The 17,268-nt window shown below is 42.3% G+C and carries 17 protein-coding genes and 1 other RNA gene; 9 read left to right on the top strand and 9 right to left on the bottom strand.

The features are described from left to right. Nucleotides 1-21 precede the first annotated feature (21 nt). Nucleotides 22-744, bottom strand: coding sequence for a DNA alkylation repair protein (locus tag D1136_RS07670; protein WP_161877050.1), 723 nt, complete (start codon nucleotides 742-744; stop codon nucleotides 22-24). Between the two features lie 19 nt (nucleotides 745-763). Next, a complete protein-coding gene (locus D1136_RS07665; RefSeq protein ID WP_161877049.1) occupies nucleotides 764-2,800 on the bottom strand; it encodes a BatA domain-containing protein in 2,037 nt (678 codons plus the stop codon). Between the two features lie 243 nt (nucleotides 2,801-3,043). Here D1136_RS07665 and D1136_RS07660 point away from each other — a divergent pair, with 243 nt between their 5' ends. The 4 genes from D1136_RS07660 to D1136_RS07645 are packed head-to-tail and all read left to right on the top strand — an operon-like array spanning nucleotide 3,044 to nucleotide 6,993. Further along, nucleotides 3,044-3,814, top strand: a complete 771-nt coding sequence (locus D1136_RS07660) for a ParA family protein (protein ID WP_161877048.1) — start codon at nucleotides 3,044-3,046, stop codon at nucleotides 3,812-3,814. 6 nt (nucleotides 3,815-3,820) lie between these two features. Then, the gene (locus tag D1136_RS07655; protein ID WP_161877047.1) at nucleotides 3,821-4,729 is read left to right on the top strand and encodes a ParB/RepB/Spo0J family partition protein; all 909 of its coding nucleotides are present in this window, start codon (nucleotides 3,821-3,823) and stop codon (nucleotides 4,727-4,729) included. Then, nucleotides 4,726-5,397 (top strand): DUF5683 domain-containing protein, encoded by a 672-nt coding sequence (locus D1136_RS07650; RefSeq protein WP_161877046.1) that lies wholly within the window; start codon nucleotides 4,726-4,728, stop codon nucleotides 5,395-5,397. Before D1136_RS07655 ends, D1136_RS07650 begins: the two co-directional genes overlap by 4 nt. Before the next feature lie 33 nt (nucleotides 5,398-5,430). Next, a complete protein-coding gene (locus D1136_RS07645; RefSeq protein ID WP_237567019.1) occupies nucleotides 5,431-6,993 on the top strand; it encodes a lytic transglycosylase domain-containing protein in 1,563 nt (520 codons plus the stop codon). Nucleotides 6,994-7,216: 223 nt separating this feature from the next. On the opposite strand, the gene ssrA is transcribed toward D1136_RS07645, so the two are convergent. From ssrA to D1136_RS07620, 5 genes are all read right to left on the bottom strand, one after another. Beyond that, nucleotides 7,217-7,614, bottom strand: a transfer-messenger RNA (tmRNA) gene (gene ssrA / locus D1136_RS07640). A 148-nt stretch (nucleotides 7,615-7,762) separates the two neighbouring features. Next, nucleotides 7,763-9,163: a Gfo/Idh/MocA family protein gene (locus D1136_RS07635; RefSeq protein WP_161877044.1), complete on the bottom strand. Its 1,401-nt coding sequence runs from the start codon at nucleotides 9,161-9,163 to the stop codon at nucleotides 7,763-7,765. Nucleotides 9,164-9,442: 279 nt separating this feature from the next. Next, a complete protein-coding gene (locus D1136_RS07630; RefSeq protein WP_161877043.1) occupies nucleotides 9,443-9,757 on the bottom strand; it encodes a chaperone modulator CbpM in 315 nt (104 codons plus the stop codon). Between the two features lie 17 nt (nucleotides 9,758-9,774). Next, the gene (locus tag D1136_RS07625; RefSeq protein WP_161877042.1) at nucleotides 9,775-10,683 is read right to left on the bottom strand and encodes a DnaJ C-terminal domain-containing protein; all 909 of its coding nucleotides are present in this window, start codon (nucleotides 10,681-10,683) and stop codon (nucleotides 9,775-9,777) included. 92 nt (nucleotides 10,684-10,775) lie between these two features. After that, the gene (locus tag D1136_RS07620) at nucleotides 10,776-11,333 is read right to left on the bottom strand and encodes a manganese efflux pump MntP family protein (RefSeq protein WP_161877041.1); all 558 of its coding nucleotides are present in this window, start codon (nucleotides 11,331-11,333) and stop codon (nucleotides 10,776-10,778) included. A gap of 109 nt (nucleotides 11,334-11,442) precedes the next feature. Here D1136_RS07620 and D1136_RS07615 point away from each other — a divergent pair, with 109 nt between their 5' ends. Further along, nucleotides 11,443-12,390, top strand: coding sequence for a GSCFA domain-containing protein (locus D1136_RS07615; RefSeq protein ID WP_161877040.1), 948 nt, complete (start codon nucleotides 11,443-11,445; stop codon nucleotides 12,388-12,390). Here D1136_RS07615 and D1136_RS07610 read toward each other — a convergent pair. Next, nucleotides 12,387-12,905, bottom strand: a complete 519-nt coding sequence (locus D1136_RS07610) for a hypothetical protein (protein ID WP_161877039.1) — start codon at nucleotides 12,903-12,905, stop codon at nucleotides 12,387-12,389. The genes D1136_RS07615 and D1136_RS07610 overlap by 4 nt on opposite strands. A gap of 190 nt (nucleotides 12,906-13,095) precedes the next feature. On the opposite strand from D1136_RS07610, the gene D1136_RS07605 reads away from it, so the two are divergent. The 3 genes from D1136_RS07605 (at nucleotide 13,096) to D1136_RS07595 (ending at nucleotide 15,904) form a co-directional block, all read left to right on the top strand. Next, the gene (locus D1136_RS07605) at nucleotides 13,096-14,388 is read left to right on the top strand and encodes a serine dehydratase subunit alpha family protein (RefSeq protein WP_161877038.1); all 1,293 of its coding nucleotides are present in this window, start codon (nucleotides 13,096-13,098) and stop codon (nucleotides 14,386-14,388) included. 111 nt (nucleotides 14,389-14,499) lie between these two features. Further along, on the top strand, nucleotides 14,500-15,147 hold the full coding sequence (locus tag D1136_RS07600) for a TatD family hydrolase (RefSeq protein WP_161877037.1): 648 nt from the start codon (nucleotides 14,500-14,502) through the stop codon (nucleotides 15,145-15,147). Between the two features lie 40 nt (nucleotides 15,148-15,187). After that, the gene (locus tag D1136_RS07595; RefSeq protein WP_161877036.1) at nucleotides 15,188-15,904 is read left to right on the top strand and encodes a ThiF family adenylyltransferase; all 717 of its coding nucleotides are present in this window, start codon (nucleotides 15,188-15,190) and stop codon (nucleotides 15,902-15,904) included. 37 nt (nucleotides 15,905-15,941) lie between these two features. Here D1136_RS07595 and D1136_RS07590 read toward each other — a convergent pair whose 3' ends face one another. Further along, on the bottom strand, nucleotides 15,942-16,271 hold the full coding sequence (locus D1136_RS07590; protein WP_161877035.1) for a DUF3276 family protein: 330 nt from the start codon (nucleotides 16,269-16,271) through the stop codon (nucleotides 15,942-15,944). A 343-nt stretch (nucleotides 16,272-16,614) separates the two neighbouring features. Here D1136_RS07590 and ruvA point away from each other — a divergent pair, with 343 nt between their 5' ends. Beyond that, complete coding sequence (gene ruvA / locus D1136_RS07585; RefSeq protein ID WP_161877034.1) at nucleotides 16,615-17,196, top strand: Holliday junction branch migration protein RuvA; 582 nt, start codon at nucleotides 16,615-16,617, stop codon at nucleotides 17,194-17,196. Nucleotides 17,197-17,268 lie beyond the last annotated feature (72 nt).

The raw sequence follows: 17,268 nt of genomic DNA, 5'->3' as shown, positions 1-17,268 counted from the left end.
CAATGGATTTGGTGTTTGGGGTTATTTCGTAATTTGATTATCTTTTTTCAAATATTTTTTCCGTTCGTTTTCCGGAAAGTGTTCAATGGCATAACGTAGCATAGTCCGCGGCATTTGGGAATATCTCGGTTTCAGAAAATCCGTCAGTACTTGACGGTCTTTTTTTCCGACTTCGCGGAGCAACCAGCCGACTGCCTTGTGTATGAGGTCGTGGGGATGGTCCAGCAATAATCCGGAAATGGCCAGACAATCCCGGAAATCTCTTTGGCGGACAAAATGCATGCAGGTGACAATGGATATGCGTTGTTCCCATAAGTTGGAAGAGTGTGCCAGTTGGTAGAGCAGGTCTCTTTGTCTGTTGTTCAGCCAGACGCCCAATAGTTTGTAACAGGTTAAATCCACCAAATCCCAGTTGTTGATGTAGGGGAGAGAGGCCAGGTAAAGGTCGACGCAGGATTGGCGGAACTCTTCCTGTTTATTTTTTGTGAATTGTTCAAGCAGAATCAGCAGGCCCGTCAGGCGCACTTCATGCCAGGGTGAAGCGATTAATTCCCGGATAACCGGAAAGTTTGCGTCGCGGAATTGCCGGGCTATGGTTCGTTGCTCGGGCACAGTGACACCCAGAAAAAGGTCACCTTCCCCGTATTGTCCCTTAGCGGTTTTAAAGAAGCGGGAGAGATGTGCTGATTTTTCGGGATTCCCTGACGCTTGCAGGGCATCTATAATTTGTTGCGTTGTTACCATAGAGAGTTGTTGTCTTGGTTTAGTTCAGCTTCTTTTTCCATACCCATTGTTCCAGCAATAAAGCGAACACGGCAAAAATGAGGAACCAGCGGGTGAGGTATCGGTTGTTGTCCTGCAGGACAATTTCCTTTACCAAGTCGCTGTTGTGATTTAGCCGGGTGGTTTTTATTTTTTCGATATGTGCTTCCGGAAGGTATTTTTCTAATTCTTCCGGAATGCAAAATTCCAATGCCGATTCGTTCCGATCATAATTCCAGGCTAAAATATCGAGGAGCTTTTCGTTTTGCATGATTTTATATAGTCCGGCTTCCCGGATATGGCCAGCATTTGTCAAAAGAAGGTCTCCGCTGAAATCTTTGCGGAATTCCGGCAGGAATTCGAAGTGATTTTCTTCTTTTTTGATCTGTATAGGAATATTTTCTGTATATTCCTTGCTGTTGATTGTGATAGGCTTATCCGTATTAAAAAAATAAGACGTGTTGAGGGAGAGGTTCATCCGGCAAGCCATATTGGCCATCAGCGGCACAAAAAGAGGATGGTAGACCATGTCGCTGTTATCGGGAGCAAAACTGAATGCCGAGAGATATAAGTTGCCTTTTCCTATTGTCTGGGCTGCCAGTAGGGTATTTTTTCGTTTGTCAAGCAGGATTTTCTCCGCTTTTTTATTGGAGGATATGGGATAGTACTGATGAATGTACGGGAGTACGGCTTTTTTGTCCTCTTTTTCAAAAACCTCCCTGAAGAGGGCGGATTGGGTTTCAATGTCTGACAGCATAGTGGTGGTGTCGGCGTCTCCCAACAGGGGGGCCTGTAATTTTGCCAGGAATTGGTTTATTCCGGCAGGGTTGTCCGAGGCCGGTAAAATAAAAAGGTTACCTCCGTTTGCTACATATTCCTTCAGAGCATTTGCCAGGGCCGGGGAAAATTCCGGAATACCGTCCAGGATAATCAGATTGTAAGACGAAAAATGGCGATTAGCCTGGCTTGCTACCGGTGAGGAGGTAAAATGGAAAAGAGTGGTGTCGGAAAAGAATTTGCCGAAACAGGGATTGGGCTGGCTTTTCCAGAGGTACAACACGGGGGCATGTCCGTTGAGGCGATAGCTGAAATAAAATTTATTGTCAAATACCACTGGGAAATCCGATATTTCGACTATCCCTTCATAAAATCCGTCTTCTGTATTCAGGTAGCTGAGGTCAATCGTTTTTTCTTCGTTAGGGGCCAGGTGGGTTTGCTGTATGTTTTTCTTTTTTCCGTTAATGGTCAGACTGACGGGAATGTGATGGTATTCGCGGTTGGATGCATTTACCAGGGAAATGCGGATGTTCTCCGGCTGATTCCGTTGGTGGGAAGCCTGGCTGAAACTGACTTCCCGGATGAAAATATTGTTTTGATTTTCCGGTTGTAACAGAAGTAATACGGATTTTTGTGTAGTGTCGGTTTTTATATTGGGAAAATCACAGTTTTTCTTTTGAAAATCAGATACGATAAACAGGGTGGACGAAGAAGCCAGTGCAGCAGCTTCTTTGTAGATTTGTGACAAAGGCTTGCTGAGCGGGCTGATTTGTATGCTGCCCAATACTTGCTGCATTTGTTCTTTAGTGAAAGGCATATCGGAGAGGGGATCGTTGGTCAGCAGCCTGAAGCGGGTACCTGAAGGATAGGTGTTGACAATGTCAAAAAGATACTTTTTTGCTTCTTCGAACAGGCTGCCGTTGGTCCCGGTATTGGTCATGGAAAAGGAATTGTCCACGTAGATGATGATTTCATTTCCGTTTTTTTCCGTTTGTCCGGCTTTATGCCCGGGAGCAATGTAAGGTGTGCTGAACGCTATTACAATACAGGTAAGGATGAGCAGGCGCAGGAACAGGAGTAACCAGTGCTTTATCTTTGAACTGTTTTTCTTTTGTTGCTGCAAAGAGGTTAAAAAATTAAAATTGCTGAAGTAAACTTTCTTATATTTCTTCAGACTAAAGAAATGCAATAAAACGGGAATAGTCAGGAAGAATAATCCGTATAGGAAAACCGGATGCAGAAACTGAATGACGAACAGCATGCAATAGTAAATTTGGAATGTTTGGTTTTGGCGCTATAAAAGTAGTAATAATTTCTTTTGCACAGTGAGAAAAACTTTTTTTGTTCGTGGTGGAAAACGGTTTCTTTTATCTGTATGATTATCAGTCTGGAGAATGCATATGTTAGTAAAAAAGGCGTTTTTGTTATTAAAAAGCGGTTTAAAATTCCGATAGATAATTTTTTTAGTTGTATTTTTACCACAAATATCATAAAATGGGAATTTATGTCTAAGATTATTGCTATTGCTAATCAAAAAGGTGGTGTAGGAAAAACGACGACTTCTGTAAATTTAGCTGCCAGTTTGGCTGTTTTAGATCAAAAAATTTTGTTGGTAGATGCTGATCCTCAGGGAAATGCTTCCTCTGGTTTGGGATTTGATGTTCAGAAATTAGGGGATACGACTATATATGAATGTCTGGTAGACGGTCTGGAGGCCGGGAAGGCCACCCTGCCGACAGAGATAGAACGTTTGTCTCTTTTGCCTTCCAATATCAATTTGGTGGGGGCGGAAGTGGATATGATGAATTTACCGGAACGGGAGAAGATATTGAAAAAGATATTGGATGCAGAGCGGGAGAAATATGATTATATATTGATAGATTGTTCTCCTTCTTTGGGATTGATTACTGTAAATTCTCTGACTGCGGCAGATTCTGTTATCATTCCGGTCCAGTGTGAATATTTTGCTTTGGAAGGATTAGGCAAGTTGTTGAGTACGATTAAATTGATACAGAAACGATTAAATACGAATCTGGAAATTGAGGGATTCGTATTGACGATGTATGATGCGCGTTTGCGGTTATCCAATCAAGTGGTGGAGGAAGTCCGGAAAAATTTTCAGGATATGGTTTTTCATACTTTGATTAATCGTAATACGAAACTGGCTGAAGCTCCGGGATTCGGACAGCCTGCTATTTTATATGACGCCAATAGCCGTGGTTCGGAGGATTATATGTTGTTGGCACAAGAATTGTTGAAAAGAAATCAGGAATAAAAATTTATGGCAAAGAAAAATGTATTAGGACGGGGATTGGGAGCTCTTATTGCTGACGCTGTGGATGAGCCTGTAACGAGAGAGGTGGTTGTATCGGCCATGCAGGAGTTGAATTTGGCGGATATACGCCCCAATCCTTTTCAGCCCCGTACGGAGTTTGATGAAGAGGCCCTTCAGGAATTGGCAGCTTCCATAAAGTCCATCGGGATTGTTCAGCCCATTACCGTGCGAACCATAGAGAACGGGAAGTATGAGATTGTAGCCGGAGAAAGGCGCTTCCGGGCTTCTAAGCTGGCAGGACTGACGACTATTCCGGCTTATATCCGGAAAACGGAGGATGAAAGTTTGCTGGAACTGGCTTTGATAGAAAATATCCAACGGGAAGATTTGAATGCCATTGAAGTGGCTATCAGTTATCAGCGGTTGATGGACGAATGTAATCTCACTCAGGATGCTTTGAGTGAGCGGGTGGGCAAAAAAAGGTCAACCATCGGGAATTATCTTCGTTTGTTGAAACTTCCGCCGCAGATTCAACTGGCTGTTCGGGATAAAAAAATATCTATGGGGCATGCGCGTGCCATATTGGGTGTGGAAGATGCTGATACCCAGTTGATGATTTTTGAGCAGATTCTCAAATACGATTTTTCGGTCCGTAAGGTGGAGGAGATTGTGCGTGAAATTGTAAATCCCCGTGAGATGGAAGAGATGCCGGGAGAAGAGGCTGTGCCGGAAGAACGCCCGAGAAAGGAGAACGAAATCGGAGATTATATAGAATTGCAGAAACATCTTTCCAGCCGTTTTAATACCAAAGTGGAATTGAAACGAAACGAGAAAGGGAGAGGAAAGATTATCATCGGTTTTAAATCGGATGCTGAACTGGAAAAGATTATCGAGTTGTTGGATAAGATTGAATGAGAAAGATTGTTTTAATAATTTCAATTATATTATTTTGTTACAGGGGGGAGGCTGCTGTCCGGGAACGGGATTCTGCTCAGGTGGAAATCGTTGCAGACAGCATGGAAATGATAAAGAAGGTGCTCCGGAAACCCCATTCTCCGCATAAAGCTACCATCATGGCAATGATTCTTCCGGGTTCCGGTCAGATTTATAACCGTCAATGGTGGAAGGTACCTATTTTATACGGGGGGATTGCTGCGGATATTTATGGGATTACGTGGAATCAGAGGCATTTTAAGGACTATCGGGATGCTTATGTCCAATGGGTACGATACCTGGAGGAGAAAGCAATTAATCCGGACACTCCTTATCCTGAAAATCCTGCCTGGGATAAGATACCGAAAGGATTTGACGTACAGACCGACCCTTTTTTGCAGACTAAAGCCGGGCAGGATTGGTTTAAAAATACGCTGAATAACCGGAAGACTTCTTTTAAGCGAAATCGGGATTTGTGTTATATTGTAATGGCGGCGATTTACGCTATTAATATCATTGATGCGGCTGTATATGCCCATTTTTATAATTTTGAGATAGATGATGACCTGAGTCTTCATATTCAGCCGACAACGACCTACACTGCGATGGGGGGCGGGTTTGTCGGCTTGACACTGTCTTTGAATTTTTGATATGTGTAATAAATTAGGTGTAATTTGAAAATGATGCGTTTTGTAATTGGGACACTGGCTTTATTGCTGGTTGAAATGGTGTGGGGTAATAAAATCAGTAGTGATTTTGTTGAAATTGCCGGACTGGTGGAAGAAAAAGACATTTTGAAAGATTCTATTCCCCGGTCTTTTCTAGATAAACTGGATTATTATTATACAGCTTGGTTTGTCAGTAAACAGGATAGTATTGATTATGTGGATTCTGCCTGTATTGCTGAAAGTGTCCGGAAAGTTGTGATGTGCAGTGATTCTGTCTATTTGGCCCGGCTGGACTCTTTGCAATCGGCAATACCTCTTTCTTTTAATGATATCGTGCGGAATTATATTGAGCTTTATACGGTAAAGAAACGTTTTCAGGTTGCCAATATGCTGGGATTGAGTGAGTATTACTTTCCTATTTTTGAGGAGGCGTTGGATGCGGAATGTATGCCTTTGGAGTTGAAATATTTGCCGGTGATTGAAAGTGCTCTGAATCCCCGGGCTTTTTCGCGTGCCGGAGCTTGCGGCCTTTGGCAGTTTATGTATTCTACCGGGAAAATGTATAAATTGGAAATCAATTCTTTTGTAGATGAAAGAAGGGACCCTGTATTGGCGACCAAAGCGGCAGTCCGTTATTTGAACGATTTGTATGGCATTTACGAGGACTGGATATTGGTGATTGCGGCTTATAATTGTGGTCCGGGGAATGTCAATAAAGCGATTCGCCGCTCGGGAGGGAAGAAAAATTACTGGGATATTTATTATCACTTGCCCAAGGAGACCCGTGGATATGTGCCGGCTTTTATTGCAGCGAATTATGTTTTTGGTTATCACAAGGAACATGGAATATATCCCATAGAACCAGGTTTACCCCGGATGTGTGACAGCATTGTAGTGAATGATGCTGTTCATTTTGACCAGATTGCGGCCAAGTTGGATCTTTCCGTTGAACAGCTGAGGGATTTGAATCCCCAGTATCGTGTGGATGTTATTCCTGCAGGATTCGGCAAATCTTATGCTTTGAAAATGCCGTATAATCATGTCAATGATTTTATAGATAACCAGGATTCTATTTTTGCTTGTAATCGTTCGAAGTATTTCAATGATGCGGACCGGACGGCTGACCCGAAAGCCCGGATTAAAGTGCATGCCCAGGATATCGGTCAGGAAGGCCGTGTGCGTTTGGTGTACGTTGTGAAGTCGGGAGATGTTCCGGGAGGAATAGCTTTAAAATTCAATGTCCGTTTGGCGGATTTGAAGTATTGGAATAATCTGGACCGCCGGATGACTATTCGTCCGGGGCAGAAGCTGGTGGTATATGTTCCGGAAAATAAAGCGGCCCAGTATGCCAGTAAAGCTTCTTATTCCCGAAAGGTGAATAATGTTGCCAGTGCTCCTCAGGTGGAAACCATTGACGGAGAGTTTGTATATTATACTGTAAAGAAAGGAGAAAACCTGTGGACCATTGCCAAGAAATATCCAGGGGTGTCTAACCGCGATATTATGAGATGGAACGGAATTTCTGAAAGTCAGGTAAAAGATATTAAGCCGGGCCGGAAATTAAAGATTAAGATTTAATTTTTGACTAAGCTTACCCTTACATCACGATGCAGTGATGTCCTGAGCAAAAGAGGTTATGTGGGGGAAATGAGAAAATTATAACCGTTATAAATAAATCATATATTTATAACGGTTATATTGTAAGAATGTATATAGCCCTAAAAAAAGTTACACCCAACTTTATGAATTTGGGTGTAAAATTGGGTGTAATTCTTTCAAAATACTGATAATCAGTTTTTGATTGTGGAGCAGCAGGGAATCGAACCCTGGTCCAAACACGGAATCCATATGCTTTCTACATGCTTAGCTTTTTGTTGGTTTTCGACGATGGTCCGGAAAAAAGCACCCAAGCCATCGCTTATCCTCTTGAATTTTCGCCTTTCGCCAAAGGTGGGCTAAGACTAACCTTAAATTGACTGCACCCCGTATGCCGGCCGGAATAAGGTGGAACCACCGGTGGAATGTCTCGTCGCCGCTTCCTTGAGCAGCGATTAAGCCAGTAATCTTCTAAAGATTAGGCAGCAAGAGCGTAGTTATTTTCGCCAATTAAAATTTTGTGTCCGGGATTTACGGGCCGTTTCACTGCTCCCGACATGCTTACATACCTATTCTTCATGCTGTCAAATCCAGGTCTGCCCCTTGGTATGTGAAAGCAAAGATATAAAGAAAACCGATAAATACAAAATATACAATTTACCCCTGTACCTTTGAAAAGTGATTCATACATTGGTACAGGGGTAAGTTGTTTTATGGCTCTGTTGCCAGTTGCTTATAGATACATGATTTATTATTCACCTTTCATATAATGGTGATAACCGTTCAATTTTTTCCAGGCTCCCCGGGTAAAATCGGGAACTTCTACCGGCATACTGTTGTTTTCGATAGAAATGCGGGTTAATTCGCCCATGCATGACCATTCTGCTGCATCATAAACGTCTTGGTCCAGAGGCAAACCGTTGCGCAGGCAATAAATCATACGATAATCCATAATAAAGTCCATACCACCGTGGCCTCCGACTTTTTTTGCTGTTTCTTCCAGTTCTTTGTGGATCGGATGTTTGTATTTTTCCATCAATGCCTGTTTTACGTTTTCCGGAACAGGACCATGAGCGTTCAGGTTTTCATGGTCCGGAACGTTATTGGAAACATTGTCCGGACGGAAAGTATAGCTGGAAGAGGGGTATTTGTTGGCAAAACCTTCGGTTCCGGTCAGTTGGTACATCCGGCTGTAAGGACGGGGAGTCACCACATTGTGTTGTAAATGGATGGTTTTACCGTTTTCAGTTTTGATGAGGGTAAGGGAATGGTCTCCGTTTTGATAGTCGGGGGAATCCTTACCTGTCGTTTTCTTTACCACAGCTGGTCCGTTTACTGCTTTAGTTTGCATTGCTACCAGGTAGTTCATTTTATCTCCACGGTGGATATTCAGCAATTGGCAGGCCGGTCCGAGGCCGTGGGTAGCATAAATGTCCCCTTTGTATTTTTCGTTAAAGTCTAATCGCCAGTTGCCTTGGTAAGAGGACCAGTAATCTTCCAGGTTATGGATATAGGAACCTTCAACATGTAGTATTTCTCCGAATAGGTTCTGTTGTGCCATATTTAAAGTGGTCAGTTCGAAAAAGTCGTATACACAGTTTTCAAGCATCATACAATGGCGGCGGGTTTTCTCGGCCGTATTAACTAACTGCCAGCATTCTTCCAGGGTGGTTGCCGCAGGAACTTCGATGGCAACATGTTTGCCGTGTTCCATGGCATAGACTGCAATAGGGGTATGAAGCAACCAGGGAGTTACGATGTATACCAGATCCAGGTCTTCCCGTTCGCAGAGTTCTTTCCAGCCTTCTTCTCCGCTGTAAGCTGCTGCTGCAGGTAAGTTTTTGTTTGTCAGGATTTTTTGTGTTTTTTCAACCCGTTCCGGATAGAGATCGCATAATGCTTTGATTTCTACTCCCGGAATATGAGTAAAACGCTCAACAGCACCGGGACCGCGCATACCAAGACCAACAAAACCTACGCGTACGGTTTCAAGAGGATCGCAACGAAATCCGATAAGATCGGTTTGCCCTGCTTCACGCTGAGGAATTTCAGTCCGGATGATACCGTCTGTTTTTTTTGCCTGAGTCTGACAATTACAGCTGCAAAAAGCTATAGTCAGGACAGCTACAAATAGATAAATGATTTTTTTCATGAAAATAAACTATTAGGTTGGTTGAATTTATAATCGTTTGTAAAAATGTTTCGTTTTATTTTACACCTATGCACACTTTATACTTCACAAAAGTAAAATATTTCTCTAAGATTTTCTCCTCATTGCAAAAAAATAGTGGAGTTTATTTAATATATAGCACTAACAGGGGATAAAATTGTTCCGGAATAGGGGATGGTATGAATAAAATCGTTGGATGGGGCAGATTCCGGTGGCTTTGGGTAGATTGTGAGAATAGAGGTAATAGTTGTGGGAAAATATTTAATCTTCTGTAAAAAAAGACTCTCCGGTTTCAAACCGGAGAGTCCGGCGTTTGAGTTGGCGGAGTTCATGTTGTAGATCTTCTATACGTTGCAGTATATGACGGATGGCGTCTATGCCTTCTATGTTGATGGATAAATCGTAATAAAGATGGCTGTATTTTTCGAGTTCTCCAAGTTGTGAGGCTGATAGGTATTGTTTCCCGTTTATCCTGTGTATCTCAATGAGTCCGCTTTCTTCGAGCGATTGTAGAAACACCGGGTCTGTATGGCTTTTCTCACAATATTCACTAATGATGATGAAATCGGTTTCCATGGTTCAACGGTTTTAAGTTAGGATTTTTGAAGTTCCCGAAATAAATCTTTTTGTTTTTCGGTCAGATTCATGGGGATTTGTATTTCGTAAGTGATGATAAGGTCTCCGAATTGTCCTTCTTTTTTATATACGGGGAATCCTTTCCCTTTTAAGCGTACTTTTGTACCGTTCTGGGTTTCAGGGTTGATTTTTAACTTCACTTTGCCGTTCAGGGTGTTTATGATTTTTTCTCCTCCTAATATGGCTGTATAAAGGTCGACAGGAACGGTTTGATACAGATTATCCCCGTCGCGTTTGTATTCGGGATCGTCTGCAATGACAAAGGTGATGTAGAGGTCTCCGGCCGGACCTCCGTTGATGCCGGGACCTCCCTGGCCGTTCAGCTTGATGGTTTGGCCGTCATTCACGCCGGCCGGTACGGTGATGCGTATTTTTTTTCCGTTCACTTCGAGCACTTGTTTATGGGTTGTTGCAGCGCTCCGGAAGGAAAGATGCAGTTCTGCATTATAATCCTGTCCTTTAAAGCCGGTCGTGCTTCGGTGGTTTCCCCGGCGGGAACCGAACAGGGATTCAAAAAAATCAGAGAATTCTCCTTCATTACCGGAAAAATGTCCGCTGAAACCTCCGTTCTCGGAAGACCAATAGCCTCCGCTTTGGCGACCTTGCTGTTGGTGGCGTTGTTGTGCTTCAAACTCATCCGCGTGCTTCCAGTTTTCGCCGTAAGCATCATATTTTTTTCTTTTTTCAGGATCGCCTAAAACCTCATTGGCTTCATTGATTTCCTGGAATTTTTGTTTGGCAGAAGGGTCGTTGGGGTTCAGATCGGGATGGTATTTTCTGGCCAGTTTTTTAAAGGCTTTTTTGATATCGTCTTGAGAAGCTGTTTTGTTAACTCCCAAAATACCATAATAATCTATATAAGCCATAGTAATTTTGATTTATAGCTAAAAAATTGTCTTTTAGATTTACGATGGAAATGGGAAAATGTAAAGGCAAAAAACTTAAATAAACTTAATTTTTAACTGAATAAAGTGTGTTCGGCCAAAATTTTTGTGCCGATGACAAGAAGAATCAGGCCACCGATAAGTTCGACGTTTAGGCCTTTGATTTTTCCGAAACGGCAACCGCAAATAACGCCTGTGAGGGAAAGTAAAAAGGTGGTGAGGGCAATGATGATTGCCGGAAAATAAATGTCGGTTTTCAGAAAAGCTAAGCTTATCCCTACGGCTAAGGCGTCAATGCTTGTGGCAATGCCTAAGATAACCAGCATTTTATTGGAAAAAGAAATAATGGAGCTCTCCTCTGCTTTTAAGGATTCATAGATCATTTTACCTCCCAGATATCCGAGCAGGGTGAATGCAATCCAATGGTCGTATTCAGTGATGTATGAACTGAAGTGGATGCCTAAACTCCAACCCAAACCGGTCATGGCACCTTGAAAAATTCCCAGAATTAATGCGATTTTCAGGGATTTCCGGATGCAGAAAGAGGACATGCATATCCCACCGCTGATGCTGACTGCCAGACTATCCATAGAAAGCCCGACGGCAATAAATAGGATAGAAATAAAATTCATGACGCACGTGATTTACGATGCAAATATAGCAAAAAAAAGACGGGTGGAACGGAAAATGGTTAAGGGGGTATGATTTTGTTTTTTATTTTTGTGAAAAATTGGAAAGGAAATGGAATTACAGACTGTCGTGAAATTAGAAAGGCCTGCATTTCAGGTGGATTATACAACTCCTGTTATGATGTTAGGTTCTTGTTTTGTTGAAAACATGGGTGAAAAGTTGAAGTATTTCCGTTTTCCGGTGGATATAAATCCTTGTGGGATTGTTTACAATCCTTTTTCTGTTGCAGAGACTATTTATTCTCTTTTACACAGAAAACAATTCAGGGCAGATGAATTGTGGCAGAATGCCGGCAAGTGGGTGAGTTTAAATCACCACGGATGTTTTTCTGATCGGGATGCGAAAGAGTGTTTACGGAAAATCAATTGCCGGATGGAAAATTCCTCCCTTTTTCTGAGAAAAACCAAGGTCATGGTGATAACCTGGGGTACTTCCTGGGTATATAAGCATAAGAGTAGCGGTCGGATTGTTGCCAATTGTCATAAATTCCCTGCGGGGGATTTTGACCATTACCGTCTCGGAGTTTCTGATGTTGTTTCGTTGTATGTCAATTTATTGCAGGAGTTGTTTGCAGAGATGCCGGAATTGGAGGTGGTGTTTACTGTCAGTCCTGTCCGGCACTGGAAGGACGGTGCACACGGCAATCAGGTGAGTAAGGCAGTTTTATTGCTTGCTATTGATGAGTTGGTCCGTCGGTTTACTCAAGTGTCTTATTTCCCTTCTTTTGAAATTGTGATGGATGAGCTGAGAGATTATCGTTTTTACGCCGAGGATATGTTGCATCTTTCGGCTCAGGGTATACACTATATCTGGGAGAGATTTCGGGAAACGTATATGACGGCGCAGGCACGGGATATGATGAAACAGGTGGATAAACTGAATAAAATCCTGTTGCACCGGCCTTTGGATGCAAAGGATGAGGCTTCCGGTTTACAAAAGAAAGAAGCAATAGCGGCTTTGCAACAATTGGGTTTTAGTGTGGAATTTCTCGGTATTTAATTCTGCTCTTCCGTAACAGGAATATCTTGCATGGGAATCCGTTTAAGTTCTTCGAGTGAAATCTCTGTTTTTACCGGATAGCTGGCCGGATAAAGTTTGCGGATGCGATGGAGGGTCGGGATGCATTCCAGCCGGGAATGGAAATTTCCTACCCGGATTTTGAAATCCGGATCGAAATATTTTAGATAGGCCGGAATATCCGGGAAATTTTGTTCGAATCTGTTACGTATTTCTTTCAGTTCTTCAAGATTACAACCGTAAGAATTGACAGAATGGATCTGAATACGGAAACCGGAGAAGGTCTTTTGTTGTTCGTTTGTGTGGATGTGCCATTTGAGTAAGTTTGCAATGGCGGGAGTATGATTCAGCAGGATATTTCCTTCCGATGCATTTGTTCCTTGAAGTTCTTCAAGGATATCATACCGGAGCTGGGGGACACTAACCAAACTGTCTGTTGTTTCCTGTGCGCAGAGTGTCAGCGGAAACAGAAATAATATTATAAGGAGTCTGTACATGGCTTTTTTGTTTTCGCGAAGATAAAAAAAATAAAAATGAAAGCGGAGCAGAAAATGTAAAAAGTGAAGTATGGTCGTTAAAAGAATAAAGACGGTTGGCATTCGTTAAAAAAGCGTTAATAGTATGAAGGAAAAAAGAATGTATGGTAAAAAGGAATAAATTTGTTTCATCATAATAAAACTATATTTTATGCTTCAGGCTACAGATGAACAGATTATAGATATTTTGCGCATGGAAACCGTTCCCGCACTGGGATGTACGGAACCGGTGGCTTGTGCGTTGGCTTGTGCTCGTTGTCAGGAAGAGTTAGGAGGTATTCCGGAACATATAAAAGTGTATGTCAGCGGGAATATATATAAAAATGGAATGGGAGTGGGAATTCCCGGCAGCGGTATGACAGGATTACCTATTGCGGCTGCTTTGGGTGCCGTATGCGGAAAAACGCAATATGGACTGGAGGTGTTGAAAGAGGTATCGGTTTCCAATCATCTTGAGCTTGCCAAGTCTTTGTTGAAAAATCATGCAGTAGATATTTTTCTCAAAGAAGATGCTCCGGACAAACTGTATGCCGAAGCAGTTTGCAGCCGGGGGGAGGACGTGGTGAAGACCGTCATTGTTCATGGGCATACGAACATTGTGCTGGTGGAGAAAAATGGTACGGCAGTATACCGGAAAGATTATACACCTGAGGTGACAGAGCAGAACCGGCGGACGGAACTGAGTGTCGCTCGGATTTGGAAGTTCATTCATGAAGTTGAGATACAGAAGATTGAGTTTGTGTTGAAGGGGGCTGAGATGAATAAGGCTATATCGGATGAAGGTCTTAAAAGTGAGTATGGACTGCAGATTGGAAAAACTTTAAAGGAAAATATTGAAAAGGGATTGCTGGAAGATGACTTCCTGAATAATGCCTTGATACGGGCCACAGCTGCTTCGGACGCCCGGATGGACGGTTGTGAAAAGCCGGTAATGACGAATTCCGGTAGCGGCAATCAGGGGATAACGGTTTATTTGCCTGTTGTGGTGGCAGCCGAGCAGTTCGGATGTTCCCGGGAACAGTTGATACGGGCTCTTGCTTTAAGTAATCTTATTGCAGCACATATCCATTATTATATGGGTCATTTGTCGGCTCTGTGCGGGATTCTGATTGCCGGAACAGGGTCGGCTTCTGCCATTACTTATTTGATGGGAGGGTCTTACGAGCAGCTGGTTAATACCATAAAGACCATGTGTTCCAATTTGACGGGAATGATGTGTGACGGGGCAAAGCAAGGGTGTGCTCTGAAAGTATATTCAGGCGTCTCTGCTGCTGTTCAGGCTGCCTTGTTGTCGATGAAAGGAATAAAGACTCATGATGACGGAATCATTGAGGATGATATTGAAAAGACAATCCGTAATGTTGGATTGATTGGAACGGCCGGGATGGAGCAAACGGACAAGACCATATTGGGTATTATGTGCAGGAAGCAGAGAATGGAGTGAGTTGGTACAGATACAGGAATCCCGGCTTTTTCTTGAAAGAAAGCCGGGATTTGTTGTAAAAAGAAAAGGGCTTCATTGCTATTCCGGTCTGAATGCCGTATTTTTGTTACAATGGATTGGATCAATGTACATACGCATAAACCGGGAATAGGAATCAATATCGTAGACCCTTGTTTGGGAGAGGTACAGGTGCCTGAGCAGGGAAAAGTTTACTATTCTAAGGGTATACATCCTTTATTTATTGATGGGGAGGCGGAAAAGAAAATACAGGAAATAGAAGCTGCTGCGGCAGATAGGAAAATCGTTGCCATCGGGGAGGCTGGTCTGGACCGGAATTCAGAGACCGGCATAGAAAGGCAGATGGAACTGTTTGAGCAGGAAGCGGCTATTGCGGCCCGTTTTGATTTGCCTTTGATTATTCATGTTGTGAAAGCCATTCCGGAGCTGATTATGGTATATAAAAAATGTAAGGAACCTGGCAAATGGATTATACACGGTTTTAATAATCGCCGGGAGTTGTTGCAGGAATTGTTAAGGCATGGATTTTACATATCGGCAGGCCGGCACGTCATGAACAGAGAATCGCCTGTTTACAGATTGTTGCCTGAGGTGCCGAGGGAGCGGTTATTGCTGGAAACGGATAACTCGGATTATACCATAGAAGAGGTATACAGGCAGGTTGCGGAGTGCAGGGATGAAAGAGCTGAGGAATTGCAGCAATATGTACAATTGAATTTTGAAAAACTATTCCGGATTTAATAGCCGGGGAAATTGATTGTCGGATAAAATAAAATACTTTATGTGTGAATGGTTGAGCCGAACGGAATTGTTACTGGGAAAGGAGAAAATTGAAAAATTGAAAAGAGCCCACGTGTTAGTAGCCGGATTGGGTGGAGTGGGGGCGTATGCCGCAGAGCAGTTGTGTCGTGCAGGAATTGGGGAAATGACGATTATTGACGGGGATGTCGTGGAGATGACCAATAAAAACAGGCAACTACCGGCATTGGACAGTAGTCTGGGAAAGCCGAAGGCTGAATTGATGGCTGCTCGTTTCCGGGATATTAATCCGGAGATAAAGTTGCATATTATAAACGATTTTATCCGGGATGAACAGATGGTAGAGGTGTTGCAGCATGCAGAATACGACTATATAGTAGATGCCATTGATACTTTGGCTCCGAAAATTTTTCTGATTTATCACAGTTTACGGCTGAACTTGCCTGTAGTCAGTTCCATGGGGTCCGGAGGAAAAATGGACCCGTCGAAGATAGAAGTGGCGGATATTTCTAAAAGTTACAATTGTAGTTTGGCGCGGATGCTGCGCAAGCGTTTACACAAATTGGGCGTGTATAAAGGAGTGAAAGTAGTTTTTTCTTCGGAGTTTACTGCTCCGGATGCGATTATTCTGACAGAGGACCGCAATAAAAAATCGAATGTAGGAACTATATCTTATATGCCTCCTTTGTTTGGTTGTTTTATGGCTTCGGTCGTGATTCGGGATTTGATTGATAGATGAGAATATGAAAAATGCCGGTTGAAAAACCGGCATTTTTTTAAATTTGGTCGAAATCTACATCAAATTCGTTTTTCTGAGGGGTTACTCCTTCTTCGCTTAAAGCGGCTTTTATGTAAGCAACTACTTCTTGCAAACCTTCTGCAAATTTTTCAAAATCTTCTTTATAGAGGAAAATTTTATGCTTTTCGAAATTTTGATTTCCTTCGTTGTCAAATTTCTTTTTACTTTCTGTGACAGTCAGATAATAATCGTTGTTACGAGTGGCTTTCACATCAAAAAAATAGGTTCTTTTCCCTGCTCTCACTGCTTTGGAATAAATCTCTTCCCGATCATTTTCCATTCCTTCTTTTCTTTCGTATCCTTCCATTTTTTTACCTTGGTTTTGAATAACTCTAATAATTTAATTTTGTTCCTTTTGTCAGATAACAAAAATAATGAGTCCACAGACTTCCACTTTTGCGATTCAAAAGTAGAAAAAAAAGTTCAGAGGAATAACATTTTTTTTAATTTTTTTAATTTATCAGCCAAAAGGAGGCACACTGGAGCCCGAAAGACTGTTAAATTCTGAATTTACCTGGGAATAGGTTTTAAGGGTTATGAATAAAAACTTATCTTTGCAAAGATTCATGAGGAAAACTTTTCATGGGTTTCTTTAGGAGTATTTAAAAATAGAACCGGCAATAAATACGTTTTTTTAGGGGAGTTGTGATATGTATGAATATATAAAAGGAATTTTGGTAGAAACGGCACCGACTTATGCTGTGGTGGATTGCGGGGGAATCGGTTATTATATTAATATTTCAGTCAATACTTATTCTCAGATTTCTTCCCTGAAAGAGGTGAGTTTGTATACCCATCAGATTGTGCGGGAAGATGCTTTGTTGTTGTATGGCTTTTTTTCCAGGGAAGAACGTACCTTGTTCCGTCAGTTGATTTCGGTGTCCGGTGTTGGGGCTAATACGGCCAGTGTCATGCTGAGTTCCATGACAGTGAAGGAGATTGCAGGGGCTATCCTGACGGAAAATGTTGCAGCCATCAAAAGTGTGAAAGGTATTGGTTTGAAGACTGCTCAGCGGGTGATTATTGAGTTGAAGGATAAAGTCGTTGCGGATGGTTGCGGGGAAGGAGCGGGTTTTGCTGTTGCTTCAACTGTTAAGGAAGAAGCTTTGGCTGCTTTGGTGATGTTGGGATTTGTGAAAGGGCAGGTAGCAAAGGTATTGGATAAAATTATAGCAAACGGTAGTATTACAACTGTGGAAGAGTTGATAAAACAGGCTTTAAAGCAGTTATAAATGAGGGAGATATAAAAATTGAAAAAATTGATAGGTTTTTCAATCTTTGTTTTTCCATGACTTTGGGGTGTA

This window comes from Odoribacter sp. Z80, from assembly GCF_009935865.1.
In the GTDB taxonomy this organism is placed as follows: Bacteria; Bacteroidota; Bacteroidia; order Bacteroidales; family Marinifilaceae; genus Odoribacter.
This window is presented reverse-complemented; position numbering and strand designations above follow the sequence as displayed.

Bases quoted from the DNA above. Each gene is read 5' to 3' on its own strand.
- D1136_RS07670 (WP_161877050.1), bottom strand. From the start codon at position 744: ATGGTAACAACGCAACAAATTATAGATGCCCTGCAAGCGTCAGGGAAT.
- D1136_RS07665 (WP_161877049.1), bottom strand. From the start codon at position 2,800: ATGCTGTTCGTCATTCAGTTTCTGCATCCGGTTTTCCTATACGGATTA.
- D1136_RS07660 (WP_161877048.1), top strand. From the start codon at position 3,044: ATGTCTAAGATTATTGCTATTGCTAATCAAAAAGGTGGTGTAGGAAAA.
- D1136_RS07655 (WP_161877047.1), top strand. From the start codon at position 3,821: ATGGCAAAGAAAAATGTATTAGGACGGGGATTGGGAGCTCTTATTGCT.
- D1136_RS07650 (WP_161877046.1), top strand. From the start codon at position 4,726: ATGAGAAAGATTGTTTTAATAATTTCAATTATATTATTTTGTTACAGG.
- D1136_RS07645 (WP_237567019.1), top strand. From the start codon at position 5,431: ATGCGTTTTGTAATTGGGACACTGGCTTTATTGCTGGTTGAAATGGTG.
- D1136_RS07635 (WP_161877044.1), bottom strand. From the start codon at position 9,163: ATGAAAAAAATCATTTATCTATTTGTAGCTGTCCTGACTATAGCTTTT.
- D1136_RS07630 (WP_161877043.1), bottom strand. From the start codon at position 9,757: ATGGAAACCGATTTCATCATCATTAGTGAATATTGTGAGAAAAGCCAT.
- D1136_RS07625 (WP_161877042.1), bottom strand. From the start codon at position 10,683: ATGGCTTATATAGATTATTATGGTATTTTGGGAGTTAACAAAACAGCT.
- D1136_RS07620 (WP_161877041.1), bottom strand. From the start codon at position 11,333: ATGAATTTTATTTCTATCCTATTTATTGCCGTCGGGCTTTCTATGGAT.
- D1136_RS07615 (WP_161877040.1), top strand. From the start codon at position 11,443: ATGGAATTACAGACTGTCGTGAAATTAGAAAGGCCTGCATTTCAGGTG.
- D1136_RS07610 (WP_161877039.1), bottom strand. From the start codon at position 12,905: ATGTACAGACTCCTTATAATATTATTTCTGTTTCCGCTGACACTCTGC.
- D1136_RS07605 (WP_161877038.1), top strand. From the start codon at position 13,096: ATGCTTCAGGCTACAGATGAACAGATTATAGATATTTTGCGCATGGAA.
- D1136_RS07600 (WP_161877037.1), top strand. From the start codon at position 14,500: ATGGATTGGATCAATGTACATACGCATAAACCGGGAATAGGAATCAAT.
- D1136_RS07595 (WP_161877036.1), top strand. From the start codon at position 15,188: ATGTGTGAATGGTTGAGCCGAACGGAATTGTTACTGGGAAAGGAGAAA.
- D1136_RS07590 (WP_161877035.1), bottom strand. From the start codon at position 16,271: ATGGAAGGATACGAAAGAAAAGAAGGAATGGAAAATGATCGGGAAGAG.
- ruvA (WP_161877034.1), top strand. From the start codon at position 16,615: ATGTATGAATATATAAAAGGAATTTTGGTAGAAACGGCACCGACTTAT.